The following is a 23,924-nucleotide window of genomic DNA, read 5'->3' on the forward strand; positions in this document are numbered from 1 at the left end:
ACGACAAGGCGCAAGGGTGCAGCAGATGCACCCGTTGGTCATTTCGACCAGCCGCTCCTCGGTCCGCGACAGTGCGGCCTCGCCGCCGCGGACGAGCGCGGCGTCGATGATCCTCGAGCAGGCCTACGACGCTGCCACCCGGCAGGGGAAGGAGTACCCCCGGCACGTCATGCGTTCCGGATGGCATGAGCCATGAGGACGCCTGCACCCGCGCTGACCAGCCGGAACGGCCGTGCCACGAACCGCGACGCATGCCCGCTGGAGACCGTCAGAGCCGGACCGTCCAGCTGACCGTGGACCTCATCGTCCGGGCGATGCCGCGGTCCCGCACCGAGGGCGTACGGTCCTCGGCCGTGAGGGACAGTGTGTGCCTCCGAAGGTCGAGCAGCCGCAGGGCCAGGTCGGACACTCGTACGTCGGTGCGGCCCGCGAGAGACTTCATCTCCCGCCCGTCCAGATACCAGCGGATCGTGAGTTGACGCCCGTCCGCCCCTGTCAGCCGGGGTACGAGGGCTTTGGCGGTGTCGCCGGCGCGGAGGGTGCGATCGGTGGCCGTGACGGGGGAGGCGATGCGTGCCTCGCGGTAGAAGCCGGCGATCATCGCCTCCACTCCGGGCAGATTGAAGGGCTTGCCGAGGGAGCGCATCAGGGAGTTCTCGGTGGGGCGCCGCAGCCCGGTGACGTAGTAGCCGCCGCCCTCGTACGCGCCGACGGTGCCGCCGTCGGGAGACTGCTCACCGAGCCAGCGGTGCCACTTGGTGCCCCGGTCGGCCATGTCGTCGGCAGTGAGGGTGGTGATGTTGGAGTCGGCGGGCTCGGGGCCCAGGTACCGCTCGTAGCCGGGGTAGTCGGGGTAGAAGTACTCGTCGGCGAGCTTGCCCAGGGAGTGGCCGGTCTCGTGGATCGCGACCTGGCCGGACTTCTCGTTGCCCGCCGAGGCCGTTGATATGCCCTCGTAGCCGAGGGTCTCGCTGGGCTCGTTGTAGCCCGCGCCGCCGTACTTGGTGCTGTTGGCGAGGACGAGCACCAGGTCGGCCTCCGGCGCCTTCGCGACGTATCCGTCGACCTTGTCCTGATCGATGCAGAGCAGCCGCTCGATCTTGTCGCACCAGAAGTACGAGCCGAGGGCCGTGTCCCGGAGGGTGTCGGGAGAGGGGTCGCCGGAGACGCCGGACTGGTTCGAGACGGCGTCGACGGTCCAGACGTTGAAGAGGTTGCGGTAGGTGGTGTACGGCTCGACGGCCGTCAGCTCGGCCCATTTCTGCTGGGCGTCGGCGTGGAAGCGGGGCAGTTCGGCGACGGTGTAGCCGTCTCCGACGACGACGACGTCGAGCCGGTCGGCGGTGGGGCCGTTGTCGACCATCTTGGCCACCTCGCCGTCGGCGGCCACCTCGGTCGGCGTCAGGCGGGAGGTTGTCTGGTTCCGGCCCTCCGGCGGCACATGCGTGTGGCCGGATCCGGCGAACGTCCCGTGTTCCGGCCCCGGTATCTCGACCTCGACTCCGGCCGTGGAGGGTGCCGTCGGGTCCGCGGCGGCGCTGCCGGGTGCGGCGGCGAGTACGGCCGTGAGGGCGACGGTCACTCCGACCGCCATGGCTCCTCGTCGTGCTGAACGCATGAAATCAGCCCCTTGCCAGGCGAGTTAAGTGCATCAGTAAATGTGCTGAACGAGTCGCTTAACCTAGGGGGAAGGCGAGGGCGTGCGCAATGCCTACTGCTTCTGGATACTGGGCAGTTCACGAACCAGGGGGTCCACATGGACGATCCGGCCACGATCGGCCACCGAGTGCAGCGGCTGCGCGCTCAACGCGGGCTGACACAGCGGCAGTTGGCCGAGCCTTCGTACACCCCCGCGTACGTATCGACGCTGGAGTCGGGCAAGGTCAGGCCCTCGGAGACCGCACTGCGCTTCCTCGCGGAGCGGCTCGGTACGTCGTACGAGGAGCTGGCCACCGGCAGGCCCGCGCACCTTGCCACGGAGCTGCGGCTCGCTCTCGTCGAGGCGCGCCGGCAGCTGGCCACCGGGACGGCGGAGGAGGCCGCCGTGCGCTACCGGCGCCTGCTCACCGACGCGGAGCACCTCGGCCTCATGCCCGAGCAGGCCGAGGCGCTGCTCGGGCTCGGCGACTGTGCCCTGGAGACCGGTGAACTGGTCGACGCGGGCCACCACTTCCAGGCCGCCGAGCGGCTCCTCGCCGAGGAGCCGCTGCCCCGCCGCGCACGCGCGATCCGGGGTCGTGCCGTCGCGCACCTCCTGGCTGGGGAGCTGCGTTACGCCTGCTACCTCCTCGAGTCCACCATCGACGAGCTCGGCGCGAGCGGCCTGGCCGACCCCGAGGCGCTGGTCATCCTGTACGCCGCCGTGATCGGCCCGTACATGGACATGGGTGCCCACGCCCGTGCCGCGCACGCCGCCGAGCTCGCCCTGGCGCTGGCTCCGCAGGTCGACGACCCGGCGCTGGTGGCGGGCATGCACCGGCAGGTGGCCCGCACTTTCCTCGCCGAGGGGCGCACGACTGACGCGGACGCCTCACTGGCCAAGGCGCAGGCGATCTACCAACAGCTGAGCCTGCGTACCGATCTCGCGCACTGCCACTGGATGCGCGGCTACGTACAGGCTCAGAACGGAGAACTAGCGGCAGCTGAACAGGAGTTGCGCGCCGCCCGGGACATGCTGAACATCAAACGCGCGGCGCTGTTCTCTGCGCACGTGGAGGTGGAGCTGGCCGATGTCCTCCGGCGGCTCGGACGGCACGGCGAGGCGTCGGATCTGCTCTCTGCATTTCTTGAGCTGAGTGACCGGCACGGCGCCGTGCACGCGGGGGGTGCGCACAGGCTGCTCGGGCTGATCGCCGAGGAGCGGGGGGACAGTGAGACCGCCGAGGAGCACTACGTCATGGCGCTGGGGCTGCTGGAGTGCAGCGGCGCGAGCGGCGACCTCGCCGATCTGTGCCGTCTGCTGGGCGACCTTCTGCGCCGCGGCGGCCGTACCGAGGCCGCGCTGGACGCGTACCGCACGGGGCTGGGCCACCGGTCGCCCCCTGGCACGACGACGCTGGGGCCGGCTCCGACGGCAGTGGCGTTCCCGCGGCACTGACGGCCCGTTCGACCTGACGAGGATGACGTCGCACACGGTCCGCGCAACGGACTGTCGGGTCTCCGTGAGAACAGGCGCCGGGGTAGTGCGCTTCCAGGCTCGGCGACCCGCGTGTCACGCCGCCGGCCCTGACCCCTCCTTGATCTCGCCTCTCTCCCCCCGTGGGGATGATGGCACTCACCATGAGGCGTTCGATCGGGATATCAGTCACTGCCCCGGTGCGCACGACCGCGTTTTGCCTGCGGTCGTGCGCACCGGGGCAGATTGCGTCGGACGTATGACACTTGCACTTGATCCGGCCATACTCTTCGGCTGGTCTCGTGGCCCTGCGGCAGGTGCCCCCGCAGCGGCGGGGGAGGTGGTGCGGCGGCGGCGACCTCCGTGCGCTCCTCGGCCGCGGCGAGCACACCGTCGCGGTCTAGGGCGTGTGTCGAAAGTAGCGCCGTCTGCCCGAAGGGCAGGCGGGACTTTCGACACACGCCCTAGGAGGCTGCTGATCCCGTGGCGTGCGCCGAGCGAGCAGCCGCCCCGATGCAGAATCGGCTGCCCTCGACGGCCCGGGACAGGATCAAGGAACGCGGCTCAGCGGTTGCTGCCGACGGGCGCGAGCAGGCTCGTGAGCTCGGCGATCGCCTCGGGGGACGGCGCTAGCGCAGCCACGCGAGGACGGTCCGCTTCTTCTCCAGACGCTCGGCTATCGGCAGTGGCATCTCGACCGCAGCATCAGGCCGCTTCGGTGACGTCTACGAGCGCCGCCAAGACGTCCTCGGGACTCGCGGGGATCTTCCGTCGGCGGCCGGGGTGAGCCCCGGTCCGCCGTCGGCGTAGGGCGGTCAGGCGTGGGCCGCGTCCTACCTCGGCTTCCCCGCGGCCACCTCCCTGGGACACGGCTGGGGTGCCCCGGCCGTCGCCGCAGTGTCCGTGAACTTCCGTGCTTTCGTCGACAGTGGCGGCGCTGCATGTCGCCGACGAGACGGACGAGCGGCTCCGCGCCGCCGTCTCCGGACCTTCCTGATCGCCTTGCTCTTCAGCCCGCACGCCATCCGGCGCACCTTCCTCGACAGCGACGGTGACCGGAAGCTTGGCGTCCACCCTCTACGAACGCGTCTCGGTCAGCCTCCGGCGCAAGAGGTGCGGGCCATCGTCCAAAGACGGTGGCCCTTCGTCACCGTTTTCCCTGGTGCTGAAGACGATCTGCGGTGCTGATCAAGGGGCTGGGCAGCATGTACCGCAACCCCGCGGCGCACGATCCTCGGCTTCACCGTCCCTTCAGCGACGAGGAGCTGTTGGAGCTACTGACGACCCTGTCGATGGTGCACCGCCGTAGGTCGTGTCCGGGCACGGAGCTCCGAGACGGTCCCCGTACCTGGGGAACTACCTCAGGGCTCGGCGCCGTTCTCCCGGCATGAACTCCGTACGGGAAACCCCCGACGTCCTGCGTTACACCGCCTTCTCCGACGACCCCGAGGGAGGCAATCCCGCTGGAATCGTTCTCGATGCCACGGGCCTCGGCGACGAGGAGATGCTGGCGATCGCCGCCGAAGTCGGCTACAGCGAGAGCGCGTTCCTGACAGCGCCGTCCGAGGGAGCGGGCTCCGGCGCGTCGGACGCCGGGCGCGCGTACACCATCCGCTACTTCAGCCCCAAGGCGGAGGTGCCCTTCTGCGGTCACGCCACCGTCGCGACGGCCGTGGCCCTCGCTGAGCGCATCGGCCCCGGCGACCTGGTGTTCACCACGCGTGCCGGGACCGTGCCGGTCACCGTGACGCGGGAGGGCGGGGCGCTGCGGGCCACGCTCACGAGCGTCGAGCCGCACATCGAGGACGTCGCGGCCGATGACCTGGCAGAGGCGCTCGCCGCGCTCGACTGGCCGGCCGGCGACCTCGATCCCGCCCTGCCTCCCCGCATCGCCTTTGCGGGCGCCCGCCATCTGATCCTTGCCGCCGCGAGCCGAGAGCGCCTGGCCCACCTGGCGTACGACTTCGCCCGCCTGGAGGCCCTGATGCACCGGCTCGACCTGACGACGCTGCAGTTGGTCTGGCGCGCCTCTGCGGAGGTCTTTCACGTCCGCGGCCCGTTCCCGGTGGGCGGTGTGGTGGAGGATCCGGCGACCGGGGCGGCGGCGGCCGCCTTCGGCGCGTACGCCCGTGAGCTCGGACTCGTGCCCGAGGCGACGGTCCTCACCCTCCACCAAGGGGAGGACATGGGGCGTCCCGGCGTCCTGACGGTGGAACTGCGGGCGGGCGACCGGCGGATCAGGGTCGGCGGCACAGGGACCCGCATCTCGGCCTGATCCAATCGAGAGGCCCTGGCCGATCAAGTTGGCTGGCGACCGGCCTCACATGCGAGCGCCTCGTCCCGGGCGGCTGCTATGCCGGGAACGAGGCGTGGTCGCCATGGTTGACGTCCCCTTCAGGGCAGCGGACTGGGGCCTTCCAGGTCAGCTGGGCTTGAGCGCGAACCCCTCCCGGGAGAGCACGACCTCTTCCGTGCCGGGCTTCATGCAGACGCCACCCAGGTAGCGGCACTGGTCGTGGGCGGCAGTCTGTGTTGTAGATCGTCCGGCGGGGGTGGTTTTGCCGATGAGTTCACCGTCCTCGAACGGTCTACCCAGCGACACGACCGTTCTCGACAGGAGTGCCATGTCCACCATCCAGCCCGTGATCCTGACTGCCGACCAGGACGTTCTGCTCAGCTTCTATACGAAATTGTTCGGCGCTGAGGAGATCTTCCGGGTACCGGAGGAAGGCCCCACCTTCTACCTCGGCCTGCGCATCGGCGACACCGACCTCGGGCTGGTGGCCAAGGAGAACCCGGGGACGGGGGCGGCACCGCGGATCCTGCTCAGCATCGGTGTCGACGACGTCGACGAGACGCTCGCCCGGGTGGAGGCGCTCGGCGGCTCGGTCAGCGGAGGCCCCAACGACATGCCGTGGGGACAGCGCGTCGCCCACATCAAGGACCCCGACGGCAACCCGGTGAACCTCACTCAGCCGATCCCGGCCCGTTGACGCGGTTCCGGGGGCCTGTGCTGCTCGTGGGCTACCTGCGGTAGAGGTCAATTGTCGGTAGTGGCGTCGACGTTCGTCAGGACGAGCAGCGCGCGAAACAGGTGGGTGGCGCGGGCGGGGTCAGTACGGAGCTTGGTGAGGATCCGCCAGTTCTTCAGGTGGGCAAAGCCGCGTTCGACGGGGACGCGTCCGGCGGCAAGTGCCCGGTTGCCATCCTTCTGGCCGGGGGTCAGCTTGCGGGCGCGGGTGGCCTTGAATCCGGTGACGACTACGGGATTGTCCGGATCGTCGTCCAGGCCGAGGAAGCCCAGGTCGGCCAGGGCGCCGAAGCCGGTGGCGCGCAGGTGGGCCAGCAGGTGGTCGCGGCGGGCGGCGGTGATGTCGTGGGTGCGGCCGGGGTCGGGCAGCGGATATCCAGATCAGCCGGCCTCTCTCGTCGTTCAGGGCGAGGACGTGCAGGCCGTGACGGTGGTGCTTGCCGGAGTAGTTCGGCCGGTTCGCCTTCCCGGTGCGGCGCTGGGTGGGCAGGCACGTTGCCGACACGAACGAGGTTGACCTGGTCAGCCGCGTGCTCACTGATCCGGACCAGACGATGGCCCAGTCCGCTGTGCTGCGGCACCTGGACCGTCGAGCCGCCGGCCTCTGCCCCGGTCCCGCCTACGAGGGGTGGGCGCAGGCGATGACCCAGGCCACCATCGACCACCCCTTCCTGGCTCAGCGCCTGCGGGAGTGGTCACTCTTCCGCGCCATCACGCTCAGGCTGCCCTGGCAGCCGGAGGACCTGCTCGCGTCATCCAACTGGCTCCAGCTCAAGACCGCCGCCGGGACGAACACCGAGGCCATCGAGATCCTCGCCGAAGCCGGCCGCACCAAGCGGATCCGCAACACCGCCAGAATCGGCCTCAACCACCGCAGCGAGAGCTGAAATCAGCTCACCCCCAACTCTTGACTATTGCTCGCAGCTGATCGATATGGTCACGCCCAGGCATCACGCCAACGCGCTGCGGGCAGATCAACTCGAGCACTCAAGTGTGCAGAAAGGCTTCGCCAAGTCATTCACGCAGGCAGGTGTTCACTGCTCTGCTCTCGCAGGCCGCTGACGAAGCGCGCATTACCTGGGTCTTCACGGTCGACTCTACTGGAGCCGTGCCTGTCGTCACGCTGCTGAGACCTGCCGAGAAGGGTTCCGGCTGCTGGCGAGCCGAACGAAGCAGACCACTGCTCCACCATCCAGTCTCGTGCCTGCGCTTCGAGCTTTGAAGAAGCGACACCTGCTGTATCGGGCCTACGGATCGCCCCGCGATAGGTGACATCGCTGACTACGGCTGGCCAGGATGTGCGCACGGTGTACGTGCCTGAGGGCGGGGAGATTTCAGCGAAAGGCCTGGAGAGCGATGGTCACGGTGAAGGAAGCGGCGTGGAAGCAGCGGCTGCGGCGGGCGCTGATGTGTGAGGGTGCCAGACCGTTGCTGGTCTTGGCCGAAGGCGCTGCCGGGACGGGTAAGAGCCATTTGCTGCGCGGACTTGCCGGGCTGCCGGAGGCTTGCGGTGCGCTGTGTGTGACATGGGCATGCGGGAGTGGTGGTCCGCCTTCTGGCATACCGGACGAGGGGCCGGTGTTGCTGCTGGTCGACGACCTGCACCAAGCCAGTGCAGCTGAGTCGGACCGGCTGCGGGAGGTACTGGAGAGACCGAGGTCCGGACTTGCCGCCGTCATGACGTATCGGCCGGAGGAATCGGCGCGGCCAGGGCTGCCGCTGGGAGGCACGCCGGCGCGCTATCCGGCGGAGCTAGCCGTGCTACGTCATCACATTGAGGCGTGGAACTTCGATCAGGTGGGTGAAGCCGTGACCGAAGCCATCGGCGAACGGGGTACACCGGAAGCAGTGGCAAGGCTGCTCGAACGGTCGGGCGGTGTGGCCCAGGTCGTCGTTGATCTTCTTACCGTCCTGCGGGACACCGAGGGGCGGTGCACGGCGACCGACGTGGACCACGCCGGTGTGCCGGTGCGGCTGGCGGAGCTGGTACTGAGCCGATTGGCGAAGCTGCCGGAAGAGCATCATGCGGTCGTGTGGGCGGCGGCAGTGCTTGACGAGCCGGTGCCTGGTCCGGAACTGCTCACGGTAGCCGGTCTGTCCGGGAAAGCGTCCCGTGCGGCTCTGACCAGTGCCCTGACCGGCGGCACACTGGTCGTGGACAGTGAGGGCAGGTATGTCCTGCCTGTCCCGTTGGCCGCCGTCGCAGTACGAGACCATCTGCCCTGGTCGGAGCTGCAGGAGCTGCACGCCAGGGCCGCGCGGGTGATCGCCCAGCGTCAGCCGGTCGACTGGACGGCACTGGTCCGGCATCGTAGGGCCGCCGGGCAGGTCAAGGGATGGGTGCGTGCTGTCGGGGAGGCTGCCCGGGAGGCGACCGCGACCGGGCGGCATCAAGAGGTCATTGTCCTGTTGGAGCAGGCTCTTGCCTCACCGTTGGTTCCGCAAGGAGCGAGGGATCGTCTCGCGCCGGTACTGGCTCGCAGCGCGGTGGTGGGCCTGCGGTCCGACCAGACAGTGAGGGTGTTGTCGCAACTAGTTGAGGACGAGACGCTGCCCGTCGCGATACGCGGAGAGCTGCGCTTGGACCTGGGATTGCTGCTCAACAACCAGGTCGGCCGGACCGATCTTGGCTGGCGGGTGCTGGAGCGTGCGGCGGAGGAGCTGAAGGATGATCGGGCGGATCTTGCCGCCCGTGCGATGGCGGCTCTCGCCATGCCGCAGTGGCCCACAGGCTCGCTCGATCAGCATCTGAGCTGGCTGCGGCGTGCGGAGGAAGCAGCCGAGGCCAGCGGTATCGAGGCGGCACGTGTGGCCGTTGCCGGAAACCGGGCGAGTCTGGCGATGTGCTGTGGGGACCCCCAGGCGTGGCGGATGGTCAAACAGCTGCCGACGGACAGCTCCGACCGGGTCGTGGTCCAGCACGCGGCCAGGGGGCTGTGCAACGCCGCGGATGCCGCAGTATGGCTCGGCTACTACGAGCGGGCAGAGGACCTGCTCGCAGAGGGGATCGAGCTGTCGGCGCGCAGCGGGGGTGAGTATGTCGCTCGCATCGGGCTGAGTACCCGGTTGCTTCTGGAGTGGAATACCGGTCGCTGGTCGGGACTGGTGGCCCGATGTGAGGCGTTTGTCGACGAGACTTCCGACATGCCGGTCGTCAGTGCTGATGCCCGCATGGTGCTGGGGCTGCACGCTTTGGCGCAGAGCGCCTGGGGGCGGGCTGCCGAGTGGTTCGAAGCGGGCGCTGCGGCGGTGACCGAGTGTACGGCCGCCCCGCTGGCGGCCGCCGCGTCCGGCGGGCTGATCCGGCTCGCCCTGGCCCGGCAGGATGTAGTGACGGCCGTCGCAGAAGCGGAGCGGGCCTGGGAGCGGCTCACGGCCAAGGGGGTGTGGGTGTGGGCGGCGGACTTGGCGCCCTGGGCAGTGGAGGCAATGGTCCGCGCCGGCAAAGCTGCCGGGGCCGAGGCGATGGCGGCGGCTTACGCGACCGGGATTGAAGGCCGGGACTCTCCTGCGGCATCGGCAGGACTGGAATGGACCCGCGCTGTGCTCGCCGAGACGCAAGGCAGCTGGGGAGAGGCTGTGCTCCACTACCGTCGGGCCGCGGCCGCCTTCGAGCAGATGCGGCGCCCCTACAGTCGAGCGATCACCGCCGAGGCTGCCGCTCGCTGCGAGCTGACCACCGGGAACGACGGCCTCAAGGCGCAAGGACTGGCCGAACTGGCTGCTTGCGTACAGGCGTATACAGACCTCGGGGCTGCCTGGGACGCCGCCCGCGCCCGGGCCGAGCTGCGCATCCGGCAACCCTCCGGCAAGCGGCCACGAGGCCGCCCGTCGTACGGAGACCATCTCTCCCCGCGCGAGCGCGAGGTCGGCGAACTGGCGACAAGAGGGCTCACCAACCGGGAGATCGCCGAGATCCTGCATCTGTCACCGCGGACGGTCGAGCAGCACATCGCCCGCGCCATGCAGAAGACCGGCACAGCATCCCGTACCGCCCTGGTCGAAGCCGATGACGAGGCCCGCAGCGAGAGCCCCCACCCAGCGGGTGAATAAATCGAGTGGGACGACCGAACTCCCGGAATTAATTGCGTGTCCGTACATGAGGCCACCCGGATAGGTCCGCCGGAATCCGGCACCTAGATTCCTGCCACCAGCCCGTCGGCGGTTGCGGCACACCGCGTTCCACCATCCCGCCGGCCACACCCTGATCGGCACGACCCAGAACCTGACACGAGCCGCGTTGTCATGCCCTGGTCGGCTGAGATCGTTGGAAAGGCACCCCCTCGTGAACGGTTCCAGATCCCTGCGCATATCCCTGCTGGCGGTGACGACCGGCGCCCTCATCTCCTCGGGCATCGCCGTCTCCGCCGCAGCCCCCGCGCCCGCTACCGCGACGCAGAGCACCACTGCTGCGAGCAGCGGCATTGCCGACGCGCCTGTGGAGCGCCTGATCGTCGGGTACAAGACCGGCGCGGCCGAAGCGAAGTCCAACGACGCCGCCTCCAAAGACGCGAAGACCAAGGGCGCGAAGGCAGGCGAGTCGCTCGGCTTCGACCGCCGCCTGGGCACCGGGGCCGCCCTGGTCGACCTCGGCGGTGAGCTGAGCAAGGAATCCCTCAGCGAGGTCATCGACACCTTCCGCGCCGACTCCGACGTCGCCTATGTCGTTCCGGACCGGCGCATGTACGCGATGGCCGACCCGAACGACTCCTCCTACGACCGTCAGTGGGACCTGTTCGAGGCGGCCGCCGGAATGAGGGTCCCCGGCGCCTGGGCCAAGGCGACCGGCAAGGACGTCAAGGTCTCCGTCATCGACACCGGCTACGTCGCCCACTCCGACCTGGCCGCCAACGTGATCGCAGGCTACGACTTCATCTCCGACCCGTGGATGGCCCAGGACGGCGGCGGCCGCGACAGCAACCCGGCCGACCCCGGCGACTGGATGAACCGCGGCGAGTGCGGCAGTGACAGCAACGGCCAGCCCGTGCCGTCCCGCGACACCAACAACTCCTGGCACGGCACCCACGTCGCCGGCACCATCGCCGCCGTGACGGGCAACGGCAAGGGCGTCGCCGGCATCGCGTACAACGCGACCGTCCAGCCCGTCCGCGTGCTCGGCAAGTGCGGCGGCACGACCGCCGACATCATCGACGCCATCACCTGGGCGTCCGGCGGCTCCGTCTCGGGCGTGCCAGCCAACCCGAACCCGGCCCATGTCATCAACATGAGCCTCGGCGGCGGCGGCTCCTGCGACTCCGGCACCCAGAGCGCCATCAACGGCGCCGTGAGCCGCGGCACCACCGTCGTCGTCGCGGCCGGCAACGACAACACCAACGCGGCCAACTTCAACCCGGCCAGCTGCAACAACGTCATCACCGTCGCCGCCTCCGACCGCCAGGGCAACCGGGCCGAGTACTCCAACTACGGCAGCGTCGTCGAGATCACCGCCCCCGGCGGCGAGACGACGGCGAGCTCCGCCAACGGCATCTGGTCCACGCTGAACACCGGCACCCGCAGCATCGGCAGCGAGACCTACAGCGCCTACCAGGGCACCAGCATGGCCACGCCGCACATCGCCGGCCTCGTCGCGCTGATGAAGGAAGCCAAGCCCGCGCTCACCCCCGCTCAGATCTCCACCGCGATCCGCGAGAACGCCCGTACCCTGCCCGGCTCCTGCTCGGGTGGCTGCGGAGCAGGCCTCGCCGACGCGACCGCGACGCTCACCGCGATCACCGGCGGCACCGACCCCGAACCCGAGCCGGGCGAGAACGTGTTCACCAACACCAACAACGTCGACATCTCGGACAACGGCGACTGGGTCGCCTCGGACATCGAGGTCACCGGCAGGACCGGTAACGGCCCGACCCAGCTGAAGGTCCCCGTGGACATCAAGCACACCTTCCGGGGTGACCTGGTCGTCGTCCTCGAAGCACCGGACGGCACCGACTTCACCCTGAAGAACCTCAGCCAGACCGACAGCGCCGACAACATCACCCAGACCTTCACCGTGAACGCCTCCGGCGTCGCAGCCAACGGCACCTGGCAGCTGTGGGTACGCGACGCCTACCCCAACGACACCGGCTACATCGACTCCTGGAGCCTGACCTTCTGAACTTCCCCGGCCTGCCCACCGCTCCGTAAGGCGGCCCACACGGAGCCGCAACACACCTTGGGCTGCGGCCCTCCGGCCTTCAAGCAACACAGCGCTCGCGTGCGTGAAGGCTTCAGCACCATCCGACCCAGCTGCCTCCCACCTTGAACCAGGCAGCTGCACCCATAGGACGCAGTCCGAGTCCCCTGGGCACAGGACTGCTCGACGGCTTGGGGCCGACCACCAACCGGCCCCAAGCCGCTCGAAGAACGCAGCATGCCCCCAGGTTCCACTGCTCGACGGTCCCTATGGCCAAAAGCCGCATCAGCCCTGGCAGAACGCCTGAGCATGCCATGCCGCATGGAACGACACTCCCTGCTCCCCCATCCGCGCGGGTACCGGCTTGCCCTGCCCGAACGTCTGATTCTCCCGAGGAGAAGCATGTCCGCAAACCCGGCTCGCCGACGTCTCATAGAGGCCACAGCCTCGCTGCTCACGGTGTCTGCCGCGACGGTCTCCGCGATTGTCCCGGCCTCTGCGAGCACCCCGGCGCCTGTCAACGCCCCGATCCTCGCATCCGCCGCGCCCAGCCCCGCGCAGCCCGCCCCTTCCTCGCTCGCCGTCCGCTCCAGCGCGCCCAGCCGCGTCGCAACGCAGGCCGCTGATTCCACCCTGCCTGTCGACCACACCTGCAGCAGCAGCCTGCGCATCAAGGCGCAGCGCATGAGCGCCCAGCAGCTCATGACGACCTGTGACAGCCTCGCCGGCCAGGACGCCTACTTCCACAGCGTGGTCAAGGACAACGGACAGCCGGTCGTCGGCGACAAGAACACCACACTGGAAGTCGTGGTATTCGACTCCAGCTCCGAGTACCGGCGGCTGGCCGGCAACCTGTACGGGGTCCCCACCAACAACGGAGGGGTGTACCTGGAGGGCAACCCCTCCGCGACCGGGAACCAGGCCCGGTTCATCGCCTACCGCGACGAGACCGCATCGGCCTTCACGATCAAGAACCTCAACCACGAGTACACGCACTACCTCGACGGCCGCTACAACATGTACGGCGACTGGAACGCCAACATCTCCACCCCCACCCTGTGGTGGATCGAGGGCCTGGCCGAGTACGTCTCCTACGGCTACCTCAACAAGCCCAACACCTGGGCCGCCGGCGAGGCCCCCAAGCAGACTTACAACCTCAGCACCCTGTTCGACACCACGCAGCAGCACGACCAGAACCGGATCTACGCCTGGGGCTACCTGGCCGTCCAATACCTCCTGAAGAACCACCAGGACGACGTGACGAAGATCCTCGGGTACTACCGCGCCGGCTCCTGGCAGGCAGCACGCACCTACGTCAAGCAGAACATCGGAACCCGCTACGACGCCGATTTCAAGCGCTGGCTGTTCACCGGCAGCAGCGATGACGACCCCACCACCCCGCCGCCCACCGGCAGCAGGTTCGAGAACACCGACGACGTCCAGATCGGTGACGAGACCACCGTGGAATCGCCGATCACCGTCACCGACGTCACCGGCAACGCCCCCGCCAAGCTGGCCGTCACCGTCGACATCCGCCACACCTTCCGCGGCGACCTGAGGATCGAGCTGGTCGCCCCCGACGGCGGCACATTCGTGCTGAAGGACTACAGCACCTACGACAGCGCCGACAACGTCCAGGGCACCTTCACGGTCGACGCCTCCACCAAGGCCGCCAACGGCACCTGGAAGCTCCGCGCCACCGACCGCTGGGTCAACGACACCGGCTACATCAACGCCTGGTCCCTCCAGTTCTGACGACCCACCGTCCGGCCTGACTGCCTCCCACCCCGAACCAGGCAGCTGCACATAACGGCTGCGGCACCCGGAGATCATCCGGGTGCCCGTATGTACGGGCACCATTTACGAGCTGGTGCGTGATAGTGCTGGCGACGTGTTTGCCTGATATGGGTCGTGGTCAGGCGACGGTGTTGCGGTCGGAGACGAGGCCGGCGATGGCCCGGTAGGTGCCGGGCAGGGCTTCGCGTCGGTAGGTCCAGCGGGTCAGTTGCTTCCAGCGTTTATGGTCGGCAAGTGCGTGCTCGACGGTGATGCGTTTCGATGAGTGTTGGTGTCAGGCTTCTTCTCCGGCGGCGTGCACGTACAAGAGCGCGATCTTGTTCGGCTTCCTGGGTGGGGTGATGGCCCGGCCGGGGTGGTCGCGTCTCAGGCCCAGATATCCGTCGTCCAGGAGGACCTCACATCGGGGAAGTGCTGGAAGCAGGCACTGATGCCTTCGTTGCGCGTGGCGGTCGCATCGTGCATCCGCCCTGGTCGCAGGGCATCAGAAGCCGTTGCTCAACCGAACGTGGTCGCTTGATTGGTACTGGTCAGGCATGGCTTCGGTCGGGGTGAGGGAGGGATGAGGCGTCCTGTTTCCGTTTGATCGTTGAGGGGTGCGCGGTGGCGTCGATGCTGGGATTGCTGGAGGCGCGGGAGGCGGCTGCCCGTGAGCGGGTCGAGGATCTGCGGGAGGAGGCGGACCGGGCGGCTCAGGCGCTGGAGGCCGCCGAGATCGAGCTGGACCGGCGGGTGATCGCGCGGGAGGAGCTCGCCGAGGCCCTGGCTGTGTCCGCTGCCGAGACCACCGCCGTGACGGAGGCCGAGGGGGAATCGGCGCCCGCGCCAGTGTCGGGGACGACGGTGCCGCCCTGGCGGGAAGGGCTGCCTGCGACCCTTCTCTCGCCGGACTACCAGCGGATCCTGGGCGTGCTGGAAGACCGGCCGGGGCGGGGGCAGGGGCCGGTGCGGGCCAAGGACATCGCGGTGGTGCTGGGGGCTGGAAACGTCGCCGGCGAAGGTCGAGGGGGTGCGGTCGAAGGCGAAACGCCTGGCGGAGCGCGGGTGGTTGGTCCAGGAAGCGTCGGGGATGTTCAGCGTCGGCCGCCGGCCCGTGGCCGGGCCGGTCGGCGGCCCATCCGCGTGATCATCGACCACCGGATCATCGCCTCGCTGGCGGCGGGCAGGGTTTCGTAGTCGCGGGCCAGGCGGCGCGAATGCATCAACCACGCGAACGTGCGCTCCACCACCCAGCGTCTCGGCAGCACCACGAACCCCTCCATGTCGTCGGTGCGCTTGACGATCTGCAGGGTGAGGTCGAGTTTCTCCTTCGCCCAGTCGACAAGGCCGCCGGTATAGCTGCCGTCGGCCCAGACCAAGGTGATCTCGTGGTGCAGCGACCGCAGCCGCCCCAGCAGTCCGATGCCGGCATCCCGGTCGGGGATGTTCGCGGCGGTCACCGCGACGACCAGGAGCAGGCCTAGGCAGTCGGTGACGATGTGTCGCTTGCGGCCCGGTACTTTCTTGCCGCCGTCGTATCCGCGTGAGGCGGCCGGCACCGACGCGGCAGCCCGTACCGACTGAGCGTCGATGATCCCCGCCGTCGGTTCCGTCTCGCGTCCTTCGCGTTCGCGGACCATCCCGCGCAGACGGTCGTGGAACTCCGCGATCAGTCCTGCCTGCCGCCAGCGGCGGAAGAAGGCGTAAACCCGGTTCCAAACGGGGAAGTCCGCGGGCATCGCCCGCCAGGAGATACCTCCCGCGACCAGATAGCGGATCGCGTCCAGCATCTGACGGTGGCAGTAGCCCTCGGGCTGCCCGCCCCGGCCCTCCAGCCAGGCCGGCACCGGCAAGAGGGGCTTCACCTGCGCCCACTCCGCGTCCGTCATGTCCGACGGATACCGGCGTACCCGGTCCGGATGATCGGCCGCGTTCCCGTACACGTGCGCGAGGCAAGCACATGACACGACGGTCGAGTTGAAGTCAACGTGCGCGGGCGCGTACAACAACAAAGGGGCCTCCCGACATCGCTTGGTTCGATTTACATCCCCGAGCTGCCGAGAGGCCCTGTCTTCATGCGCGTACAACCGGAAGATCACCCGACCAGGAACTCTGTTTGACCCGCAGCTTCCAAGATCGGCTGAGATGCGGCTTCTCATGCCAGCTCCGGAGGCCGGGCGCCCCGTTGCGCGGCCACAAACACGCAATGGGGGAGGGGCTCCGAGTCGGGCTCGGGCAGGAGACGCCGGACAACGGCGTCCGGTGATCGACTCGTGTCTTCCCTGAGCTCACGCCCCAGCGGGTAGCACTGCGAGTGCGTCGATCTCGACCCGGAACGCGGGATGGACCAGCCCGGCGACCTTGACGAGTGAGCAGGCTGGCGGGCGGGCCGTGTCCAGGTACTCGTCGCGCACCTGGCGGAAGGTGTCCAGATCGGCCAGGTTGGTCAGAAATACCGTCAGTTTGACCACGTAATCCATGGCGGCACCCGCCGCCTCCAACGCGGTGACCAGGTTCGCGAAGACCTGGCGTACCTGGGCCGCGCTATCCCCCGCGCCCACCACCCGCCCGTGGGCGTCCACCGGGACCTGTCCGGAGACGGCGACCATCGGCCCCGTGAACGCCACGGCATGGCTGTAGCCGTTGACCGGAGGGGTGCCGTCGGGTCGGACGAAGTGCTGCATCATGTCTCCTGAAAGCGGGCGGTGAACACGCCGGGGTGTTGTGTATGGCTTTGGACTGTCGGCACTTGACGAGGTGCCCCCCGCCGCCGTGGGTACGGGCCGGTGTTGCTACTGACTTGCTGTGGGAACCAGCTCTGCGACGAGACGTGCGGTAATCGGGGTCTCGATCCTGTGAGTGGCCGCGGCCCGTAGGACAGCCCCGCCGATGGCGTCGAGCTCGATCGGGTGGCCGTTCTCCGCGTCGCGCTGCATCGAGGACTTCATCATCTCGGGGGCCCGGTCGAAGAAGGAGAGCACGGCCTCGGCGGTCACCGGTGTGCCCGCGGCGCGGGCCACGGCAGTGATTTCGTCGAGTACGGCAAGCAGTTCGGACCGCCGCTCGTCGCGGATGGCGCCCACAGCGGACTGGTAGCGCGTGGTCAGCAGGGCGAACGGGGCGAGGAAGGAGAGTTTGTCCCAGAGCATCGTGCTCTCGTCGGTGCGCAGGGCCACGTCGAGGCCGGCGTGCCGAAGGTGGGATGCGAGGTCGGCGAGCGGGGCGGCCAGTTCGAGGGCGGTGAAGGGGCTGGTGTGCGCGATGCGTCCGGGCGAGGTGCGGGTGGCCTCGACCCTGATGGTTCCGGCCACGACCTGGCCGGCCGGATAGTGTCGGCGCAGTGCTGCGAGGTGGTCGAGTCCGTTGAGCAGCGGTACGACGATACCGTCGCCGAGGACCTGCGGCGGAACACGGTCGAGGGCGGCGGGCAGGGCGGTCTGCTTGACGGTCACGAAGGTGACGTCGACCGGTTCGCGCAGCAAGGTGTCAGCTTCGACCGGAGTGGTGAAGTCGCCGTACTGCGTGCTCTGCACTCGCAGGCCCTCGCGGCGCAGCACGGCGGTGGTCTCCTCGCCGGCCAGGCAGACGACGCGGTGTCCGTCGCGGGCGAGCAGCGCGCCGATCAGGCCACCGACACCGCCCGGCCCGAGGATGGCCACCGTCACGGTGTTCGTGGTCATGTGCGCTCCTGTTCTTGGGAGACCAGTGCCCGTTGGGCGGTCTCGTTGCTGAATGCGGTCAGTTCGTCCACGGGATCGCGTCGGCAAGTGCTGGTGGTGGAGCCTTGGCCCCGGCCGTGTGTGGTTGCGCCGGTCATCGACGGGAGCCGTTGGCCAGGCGGTCGCGCCAGGCCGGGGCAAGGGCGGTGAGCATCAGCGCGGCGGTGAGGGTGAGAGCCAATGGGTAGCCGGTCTGGCCTGCGAGCACCCCGAACCCGACGGCGCCGACGCCCATGCCCGCGTCGTAGGCGAAGTTCCACAGGGCGCTGACGGTGCCGTAGCCAGACGCGGGGACACGCGCGTACATCAGCGTCAGCGTGGCGTTCTGGGTGACTCCGAAACCGACCCCGAACAGGGCCACGCCGACGACAACGGCGACCGGGCTGTGGGTCAGAGAGGTGAGCAGCGTCCCTGCGGCGGAGACAACAAGGCCGGGCAGGACGAGTGAGGCCGGTCCGTGCCGGTCGCCGTGTCGGCCCGCGACCCAGCGGGCCGCGGTTGATGCCGCGGACTGGACGAACAGGGCCATGGCGACGACTCCGGTAGAAGCCGACGGGACGGCAAGGGGGAGGAAGGTGACGGTGATTCCGGCAGCGAGCGCAGTAGCCGAGAAGACGACGGCGGGCCGCAGAAGAGCGGCCGTCCGGAACCCGGCCAGCACCCCGATCGACCGTCCCGAGGTCGGCTCGTGGTCCGGCAGGCCCGGCACCGAGACGATAGCGGCCAGCGCGGCCACTGCGCCAGCAATGCAGACCGGTACGTACCCCACGTGCCCTACCAGCCACACCCCCAGCGGCAGGGCCACCAGCGACGGAACCCCGGACACGATGCCAACCAGTGCCAGCCCCTCACCACGGCGCTCGGGCGGGATCAGCGACGCCGTCAAAGCGCCACCCGCGACGACCGTGAACGCGAAGCCCAGACCCCGCACGACACAGACCGCCGTGATCCAAACCGTGCTCCCGGAAGCGGTCAGCACCAGCGTGGGCGTGCCGAGGAGGACCAGCCCTGCCACCAGCGCCAGGCGGTAACCGAAGCGGGCAACGAACCGGGGAGTGGCCAGCCCGCCTCCGACCGTCGCCAGCATCAGCGCACCCGTGGCCAGTCCCGCGGCATAACCGCCTCCGCACACCTCGGCATAGAGGGGGACGACCGACAACAGCAGGTAGAAGCTCGTCGAGGCACCGATGACCGAGACGAAACGCAGCAGCAGGGGCCGCGTCACCAGCGGCGGCCGCGAACCGGCGCCCTCAGCTCGAGAGTTGATCATCCTGGTCACACGACGAAGCTAAAGGCCAAGCGGATCGCCAGTAAGATCCAATTCCATGCCTCTGGAGTGGTCCGGTCTGTCACCCGATCTGCTGCTGGTCATCGACCGGGACAGCGGCGAGCCGCTGCGATCCCAGCTGGAACTCCGGCTGCGGGACGCGATCCGGACCGGGCGGCTGCAGATCGGCGAACGGCTGCCGTCCTCCCGTGAACTCGCTCGGATGCTCGGGCTGTCGCGCGGGCTGGTGCAGGACTGCTACGCCCAGCTCCAAGCCGAGGGGTACCTCGTGACACGCGTCGGCTCAGCCACCCGGGTCGCCGCCGGCGCGGGCGCACCGCCAGCGCCCACGTCACCGCCCTCGGCACCTCCAGGCCTGGTGGCCGACTTCAAGTGGGGCGTCCCGGACTTGAGCAGCTTCCCGCTCGCCGACTGGCTGTGGGCCACGCGCGAGGCGGCACGCACCATGCCGACGGCGGCGCTTGATTACGGAGACCCGCGCGGCAATGTGGCTCTGCGCGAGGTCATGGCCGGATATCTGCGGCGGGTGCGCGCCGCCGCAGCGGATCCGGAACGGATCGTGATCTGCTCCGGCTACGCGCAGGGCCTCGGTCTGGCCCTGCACGCCCTGGCCCGGACAGGTGTCCGTACGGTGGCGTACGAGGACCCCGGCTCACCGGCCACGATCTCCTCTGCCGCGTCCTGGGCGGGCCTGTCGGCGATCCCGGTACCGGTCGACGAGCGCGGCATCGACGTGCAGGCACTCGCCGCGACCGACGCCCGCGCCGTCGTCATGACCCCTGCGCACCAGTGGCCCACCGGTGTCGCTCTGGCACCCGAGCGGCGGCTCGCCCTGATCGAGTGGGCCAGGAGCCGGGACGCCGTCGTCATCGAGGACGACTACGACGCCGAATTCCGCTACGACCGGGAGCCGGTGGGCGCCCTGCAAGGACTCGCCGCCGACCGCGTGATCTCCATAGGCACCGTCAGCAAGTCCCTCGCGCCCGCGCTGCGCATCGGGTGGATGCTCTGCCCGCCCGCGCTCACCGAGCTGATCATCGAGCACAAGCAGCTGAACGACCGCGGGTCGCCCACACTCGATCAGCTCGCCCTCGCGAGAATGATCGAGTCCGGCCGCTTCGACCGGCACCTGCGCCGGATGCGGACAACCTACGCGGCACGGCGCACGACCCTGGTGGCGGCGCTCGCCGAACATGCCCCCGAGGTCAGGGTGACCGGCCTCGCGGCGGGCTTCCACGCGGTAGCGCACCTCCACGGACCGGCCGACGAGCAAGACCTCATCGCCGCCGCCCACGCCCGATCCGTGGGCCTCTACGGAATGAGCACCTGCCGTTCTTCGCATGCGACAGAGCCAGTGCAGCTGATCCTGGGGTTCGGCAACGTCGGTGAACGCGCCATCACGGCAGGCATCACGGCGGTCGGAGGCCTGCTGAGGGGCCGATATCCCGCGTCGCAGGTCCGTCCGACGCTCGGCGACGACTACCCCGCCACTACGGTACGAACATGCTCGACATAATCGAGGAAGTCACCCGCTCCGGTGCCAGGATCACCGCCACCCTCGACGCGCTGACCGACCTGGAGATGCGTGCACCCTCGACGCTGGCCGGCTGGACCCGCGGCCACGTCATCACCCACCTGGCCCGCAGCATCGACGCCTATGGGTGGTTGCTCGCCGTGGCCCGAACCGGCATCGAACCCGTCCCGAGGACGGACGCCAAGTCGCTCGCCCGTACTGTCCGTGAAGGCGCCGACCACCCCGCGGCCGAACTCGCCACCGACCTGCGCAGCCGCCTTGAAGCCGTTCGAGGTGCGATGGACGGTCAACGGCCGCGAGCGGTCGGAGTCCTTCATTACCAAGGGGCTGGCCGAGAGCCGGCGCGCGAAGCTCATGACGGCCGCGCGCGACGGTGAGGCGTTCGACGAGCAGACTGGTCTGCCTGCTTCCGAGATCCGTGCCATTAGGCAGCGGACCACTTGGTACGACCTGGCTCATGCCTACATCGATGAGCGATGGGACCGAACGCCTGGAAACACCCGTCGTGCCCTCGCTGATGCACTTGCCACCATCACCCCCGCGCTGGTGCGACGCGAAGCGCGCTACTCGGAGCCGAGGGTTCTGCGGCGCGCGCTGTATTCATGGGCGTTCAACAAGCGCGCCTGGGAGAGTGAGCCGTCCGCCGAATGGCAGCATGCCCTCGACTGGATGGAGCGGCACTCCCTGCCCGTCAGTGAGCTGATGGAACCAGACGTCGTGCGCAGGGCGTTGGACGCGCTCGGTCGGAAGATCGACGGAGAGTCCGCCGCGGCGAAGACCGCGCTGCGGAAACGATCGGCCTTCAGTGAGGTCCTCGGAACTGCCGTCGACAAGGGATACTTCGCGGAGAGTCCACTCGCCAGGGTCAAGTGGCAAGCTTCTGGGGTGAGTGAGGAAGTGGACCCGGCCTGCGTGCCGAACCCGACCCAGGTTGCTCGCCTGCTGACCGCTGTTGGCAAACAACAGGGCCGCGGCCCGCGCCTTGAGGCGTTCTTCGGCTGCATGTACTACGCGGCCATGCGTCCGGCGGAGGTCATCCACCTGCAGATCTCACAGTGCCATCTGCCGAAGAGCGGCTGGGGCATGCTCAACCTGAGCGGAGGTGTCGTCACGGCCGGCAAGGAGTGGACGGACGATGGCTCGGTCCACCAAGTGCACTCCTTGAAGCGGCGAGCCGTCAAGGCCACACGTCCCGTGCCGATACCGCCGTCGTTCGTGCACACACTGCGAAAACACGTCGATCGCTTCGGCGTGGCGCCCGATGGCCGAGTGTTTCGCAATGCGGCCGGCGGCTACGTTGATGCAGCGGCCTACGGCAAGACGTGGGAGCGGGCCCGTAAGAAGGTCCTGGCTCCCAATGAGCAGCCGACGCTCCTCGCCAAGAGGCCCCATGGCCTCCGGCACGCCGGGATCTCGTTCTGGCTGCACTCCGGCGTGGATCCTGCCGAATGCGCGCGCCGGGCTGGCCAGAGCATCCAAGTGCTCTTCCAGTACTACGCCAAGTTCCTGGACGGTCTTCAGGAGCATTCCAACCGGCTCATCGAGGAGTCGATGCAGGAGTGGAGCCGGCGCAGCGAGGACAGCAGCGCCAAGGGCTGAGCCGCAATCTGGCCCGTGTATGGCCCGGAACTGCTGGTCAGGACTGGGATACGGGTGGGATGAACTGGAAGAAGAGGAGTATTTCGACGCCTCCCCCATGGAAAGGCTCGAGCGCTCCAAGAAGGCACCTGACCCGGGGAAAACCCCAGGTCAGGCGCCTTCTTTCGTGCCCCTAGAAGAAGCCGAGCTTCTTCGGCGAGTAGGACACCAGCAGATTCTTCGTCTGCTGGTAGTGGTCCAGCATCATGCGGTGGGTCTCGCGGCCGATGCCCGACTGCTTGTAGCCGCCGAAGGCCGCGTGGGCCGGGTACGCGTGGTAGCAGTTCGTCCAGACGCGGCCCGCCTGGATCGCGCGGCCCGCGCGGTAGGCGGTGTTCGTGTCGCGGGTCCAGACGCCGGCGCCGAGGCCGTAGAGCGTGTCGTTGGCCGTGCGGATCGCGTCGTCGAAGTCGGTGAACGAGGTCACCGCCACCACCGGGCCGAAGATCTCCTCCTGGAAGACCCGCATGCGGTTGTCGCCCTCGAAGATCGTGGGCTGGACGTAGTAGCCGCCGGCCAGGTCCCCGTCGTACTCGATCTGCTGACCACCCGTCAGGATCTTCGCGCCCTCCTGCTGGCCGATCTCCAGGTAGGAGAGGATCTTCCGGAGCTGCTCGGAGGAGGCCTGTGCGCCGATCATCGTCGCCGTGTCCAGGGGGTGGCCCGGGACGATCCGTTCCGTGCGGGCGATCGCCGCCTCCAGGAACTCGCTGTAGTGGCCTCGCTGGACGAGGGCACGCGACGGGCAGGTGCAGACCTCGCCCTGGTTGAGGGCGAACATCGTGAAGCCTTCGAGGGCTTTGTCCCGGAAGTCGTCGTCCGCCGCCCACACGTCGTCGAAGAAGATGTTCGGGGACTTGCCGCCGAGTTCGAGGGTGACCGGCTTGAGGTTCTCGGCGGCGTACCCCATGATCAGGCGGCCCGTCGACGTCTCGCCGGTGAAGGCGATCTTCGCCACCCGCGGTGAGGAGGCGAGCGGCTTGCCGGCCTCCTCGCCGAAGCCGTTGACGATGTTCAGGACGCCCGGCGGCAGCAGGTCCGCGACCAGGCTGAGCCAGAAGTGCACCGAGGCCGGGGTCTGTTCGGCGGGCTTGAGGATCACCGCGTTGCCCGCGGCAAGCGCCGGGGCCAGTTTCCAGACCGCCATGAGGATCGGGAAGTTCCACGGGATGATCTGAGCGACCACGCCCAGCGGCTCGTGGAAGTGGTACGCGACGGTGTCGTCGTCGATCTCGCTCAGCGCGCCCTCCTGGGCCCGCAGCGCCCCCGCGAAGTAGCGGAAGTGGTCGATCGCCAGCGGGATGTCGGCGGCGAGGGTCTCCCGGACGGGCTTGCCGTTGTCCCAGCTCTCCGCGACGGCGAGCGCCTCCAGGTTGCTCTCCATCCGGTCCGCGATCCTCAGCAGGACGGTCGCGCGCTCCGCCGGCGCCGTCCGGCCCCACCCCGGTGCCGCGGCGTGCGCCGCGTCGAGGGCGCGATCCACGTCCTCGGCGGTGCCTCGGGCGACCTCGGTGAAGGCGCGGCCGTCGACGGGGCTCGGGTTCTCGAAGTAGCGGCCGCGCGCCGGGGCGACGTACTCGCCTCCGATCCAGTGGTCGTAGCGGGCCTCGTACGACATGATCGCGCCCTCGGTACCGGGTGCGGCGTAACGGGTCATGGGCATGGCCTCCCTGGGACGCGCCGGCCGTCCCTG

19 protein-coding genes and 2 pseudogenes are annotated in these 23,924 nt (G+C 69.0%); 12 read left to right on the forward strand and 9 right to left on the reverse strand.

Annotated elements, in window-relative coordinates:
* Positions 1–12: 12 nt before the first annotated feature.
* Together OG361_RS39155 and OG361_RS39160 are read right to left on the reverse strand one after the other, a co-directional pair.
* A pseudogene (locus OG361_RS39155) lies at positions 13–111 on the reverse strand (GTP-binding protein); the annotation flags it as partial.
* 157 nt (positions 112–268) lie between these two features.
* A complete protein-coding gene (locus OG361_RS39160) occupies positions 269–1,594 on the reverse strand; it encodes a M64 family metallopeptidase (RefSeq protein ID WP_405861388.1) in 1,326 nt (441 codons plus the stop codon).
* A gap of 162 nt (positions 1,595–1,756) precedes the next feature.
* On the opposite strand from OG361_RS39160, the gene OG361_RS39165 reads away from it, so the two are divergent.
* The 3 genes from OG361_RS39165 (at position 1,757) to OG361_RS39175 (ending at position 5,390) form a co-directional block, all read left to right on the forward strand.
* A complete protein-coding gene (locus OG361_RS39165) occupies positions 1,757–3,097 on the forward strand; it encodes a tetratricopeptide repeat protein (RefSeq protein ID WP_405861390.1) in 1,341 nt (446 codons plus the stop codon).
* A 1,199-nt stretch (positions 3,098–4,296) separates the two neighbouring features.
* The gene (locus OG361_RS39170; RefSeq protein WP_405861392.1) at positions 4,297–4,506 is read left to right on the forward strand and encodes a TIGR02391 family protein; all 210 of its coding nucleotides are present in this window, start codon (positions 4,297–4,299) and stop codon (positions 4,504–4,506) included.
* On the forward strand, positions 4,503–5,390 hold the full coding sequence (locus OG361_RS39175) for a PhzF family phenazine biosynthesis protein (RefSeq protein WP_405861394.1): 888 nt from the start codon (positions 4,503–4,505) through the stop codon (positions 5,388–5,390). The genes OG361_RS39170 and OG361_RS39175 overlap by 4 nt, the downstream gene beginning before the upstream one ends.
* Positions 5,391–5,537: 147 nt before the next feature.
* Here OG361_RS39175 and OG361_RS39180 read toward each other — a convergent pair whose 3' ends face one another.
* The gene (locus OG361_RS39180) at positions 5,538–5,750 is read right to left on the reverse strand and encodes a hypothetical protein (RefSeq protein WP_405861396.1); all 213 of its coding nucleotides are present in this window, start codon (positions 5,748–5,750) and stop codon (positions 5,538–5,540) included.
* On the opposite strand from OG361_RS39180, the gene OG361_RS39185 reads away from it, so the two are divergent.
* Positions 5,740–6,108 (forward strand): VOC family protein, encoded by a 369-nt coding sequence (locus OG361_RS39185; RefSeq protein WP_356676951.1) that lies wholly within the window; start codon positions 5,740–5,742, stop codon positions 6,106–6,108. The two genes, OG361_RS39180 and OG361_RS39185, sit on opposite strands and share 11 nt — an antisense overlap.
* A gap of 47 nt (positions 6,109–6,155) precedes the next feature.
* Here the strand turns inward: OG361_RS39185 and OG361_RS39190 are convergent, their stop codons facing one another.
* Positions 6,156–6,515 (reverse strand): transposase family protein, encoded by a 360-nt coding sequence (locus tag OG361_RS39190; RefSeq protein WP_405862676.1) that lies wholly within the window; start codon positions 6,513–6,515, stop codon positions 6,156–6,158.
* Positions 6,516–6,676: 161 nt separating this feature from the next.
* Between OG361_RS39190 and OG361_RS39195 the strand changes: the two genes are divergently transcribed.
* The 5 genes and pseudogenes from OG361_RS39195 (at position 6,677) to OG361_RS39215 (ending at position 15,199) form a co-directional block, all read left to right on the forward strand.
* On the forward strand, positions 6,677–7,033 hold the full coding sequence (locus OG361_RS39195) for a hypothetical protein (RefSeq protein ID WP_405861399.1): 357 nt from the start codon (positions 6,677–6,679) through the stop codon (positions 7,031–7,033).
* A 469-nt stretch (positions 7,034–7,502) separates the two neighbouring features.
* On the forward strand, positions 7,503–10,199 hold the full coding sequence (locus tag OG361_RS39200; RefSeq protein WP_405861401.1) for a LuxR C-terminal-related transcriptional regulator: 2,697 nt from the start codon (positions 7,503–7,505) through the stop codon (positions 10,197–10,199).
* 232 nt (positions 10,200–10,431) lie between these two features.
* Positions 10,432–12,258: a S8 family peptidase gene (locus tag OG361_RS39205; RefSeq protein WP_405861403.1), complete on the forward strand. Its 1,827-nt coding sequence runs from the start codon at positions 10,432–10,434 to the stop codon at positions 12,256–12,258.
* Positions 12,259–12,678: 420 nt separating this feature from the next.
* Positions 12,679–14,031, forward strand: coding sequence for a collagenase (locus OG361_RS39210; RefSeq protein ID WP_405861405.1), 1,353 nt, complete (start codon positions 12,679–12,681; stop codon positions 14,029–14,031).
* A 654-nt stretch (positions 14,032–14,685) separates the two neighbouring features.
* A pseudogene (locus tag OG361_RS39215) lies at positions 14,686–15,199 on the forward strand (hypothetical protein).
* Here OG361_RS39215 and OG361_RS39220 read toward each other — a convergent pair.
* The 4 genes from OG361_RS39220 to OG361_RS39235 form a co-directional block, all read right to left on the reverse strand.
* Complete coding sequence (locus OG361_RS39220) at positions 15,147–15,941, reverse strand: IS5 family transposase (RefSeq protein WP_405861407.1); 795 nt, start codon at positions 15,939–15,941, stop codon at positions 15,147–15,149. The pseudogene OG361_RS39215 and the gene OG361_RS39220 sit on opposite strands and share 53 nt — an antisense overlap.
* Positions 15,942–16,340: 399 nt before the next feature.
* Positions 16,341–16,739: a RidA family protein gene (locus OG361_RS39225; RefSeq protein WP_405861409.1), complete on the reverse strand. Its 399-nt coding sequence runs from the start codon at positions 16,737–16,739 to the stop codon at positions 16,341–16,343.
* 105 nt (positions 16,740–16,844) lie between these two features.
* A complete protein-coding gene (locus tag OG361_RS39230) occupies positions 16,845–17,732 on the reverse strand; it encodes a 2-dehydropantoate 2-reductase (protein WP_356676945.1) in 888 nt (295 codons plus the stop codon).
* A gap of 133 nt (positions 17,733–17,865) precedes the next feature.
* A complete protein-coding gene (locus OG361_RS39235) occupies positions 17,866–19,041 on the reverse strand; it encodes an MFS transporter (RefSeq protein WP_405862678.1) in 1,176 nt (391 codons plus the stop codon).
* Positions 19,042–19,096: 55 nt separating this feature from the next.
* Here OG361_RS39235 and OG361_RS39240 point away from each other — a divergent pair, with 55 nt between their 5' ends.
* Genes OG361_RS39240 through OG361_RS39250 form a run of 3 tightly spaced genes read left to right on the forward strand, consistent with a single transcriptional unit; the run spans position 19,097 to position 22,192 of the window.
* A complete protein-coding gene (locus tag OG361_RS39240; RefSeq protein WP_405861411.1) occupies positions 19,097–20,575 on the forward strand; it encodes a PLP-dependent aminotransferase family protein in 1,479 nt (492 codons plus the stop codon).
* Positions 20,563–20,970 (forward strand): maleylpyruvate isomerase family mycothiol-dependent enzyme, encoded by a 408-nt coding sequence (locus OG361_RS39245; protein WP_405861413.1) that lies wholly within the window; start codon positions 20,563–20,565, stop codon positions 20,968–20,970. The genes OG361_RS39240 and OG361_RS39245 overlap by 13 nt, the downstream gene beginning before the upstream one ends.
* Complete coding sequence (locus tag OG361_RS39250; RefSeq protein WP_405861415.1) at positions 20,852–22,192, forward strand: tyrosine-type recombinase/integrase; 1,341 nt, start codon at positions 20,852–20,854, stop codon at positions 22,190–22,192. The genes OG361_RS39245 and OG361_RS39250 overlap by 119 nt, the downstream gene beginning before the upstream one ends.
* A gap of 172 nt (positions 22,193–22,364) precedes the next feature.
* Here OG361_RS39250 and OG361_RS39255 read toward each other — a convergent pair whose 3' ends face one another.
* Entirely contained in the window at positions 22,365–23,888 is a 1,524-nt protein-coding gene (locus OG361_RS39255; protein ID WP_405861417.1) for an aldehyde dehydrogenase family protein, read from the reverse strand.
* Positions 23,889–23,924: the final 36 nt, after the last annotated feature.

The sequence above is a fragment of the Streptomyces sp. NBC_00090 genome (genome assembly GCF_045160815.1).
Lineage (GTDB): Bacteria > Actinomycetota > Actinomycetes > Streptomycetales > Streptomycetaceae > Streptomyces.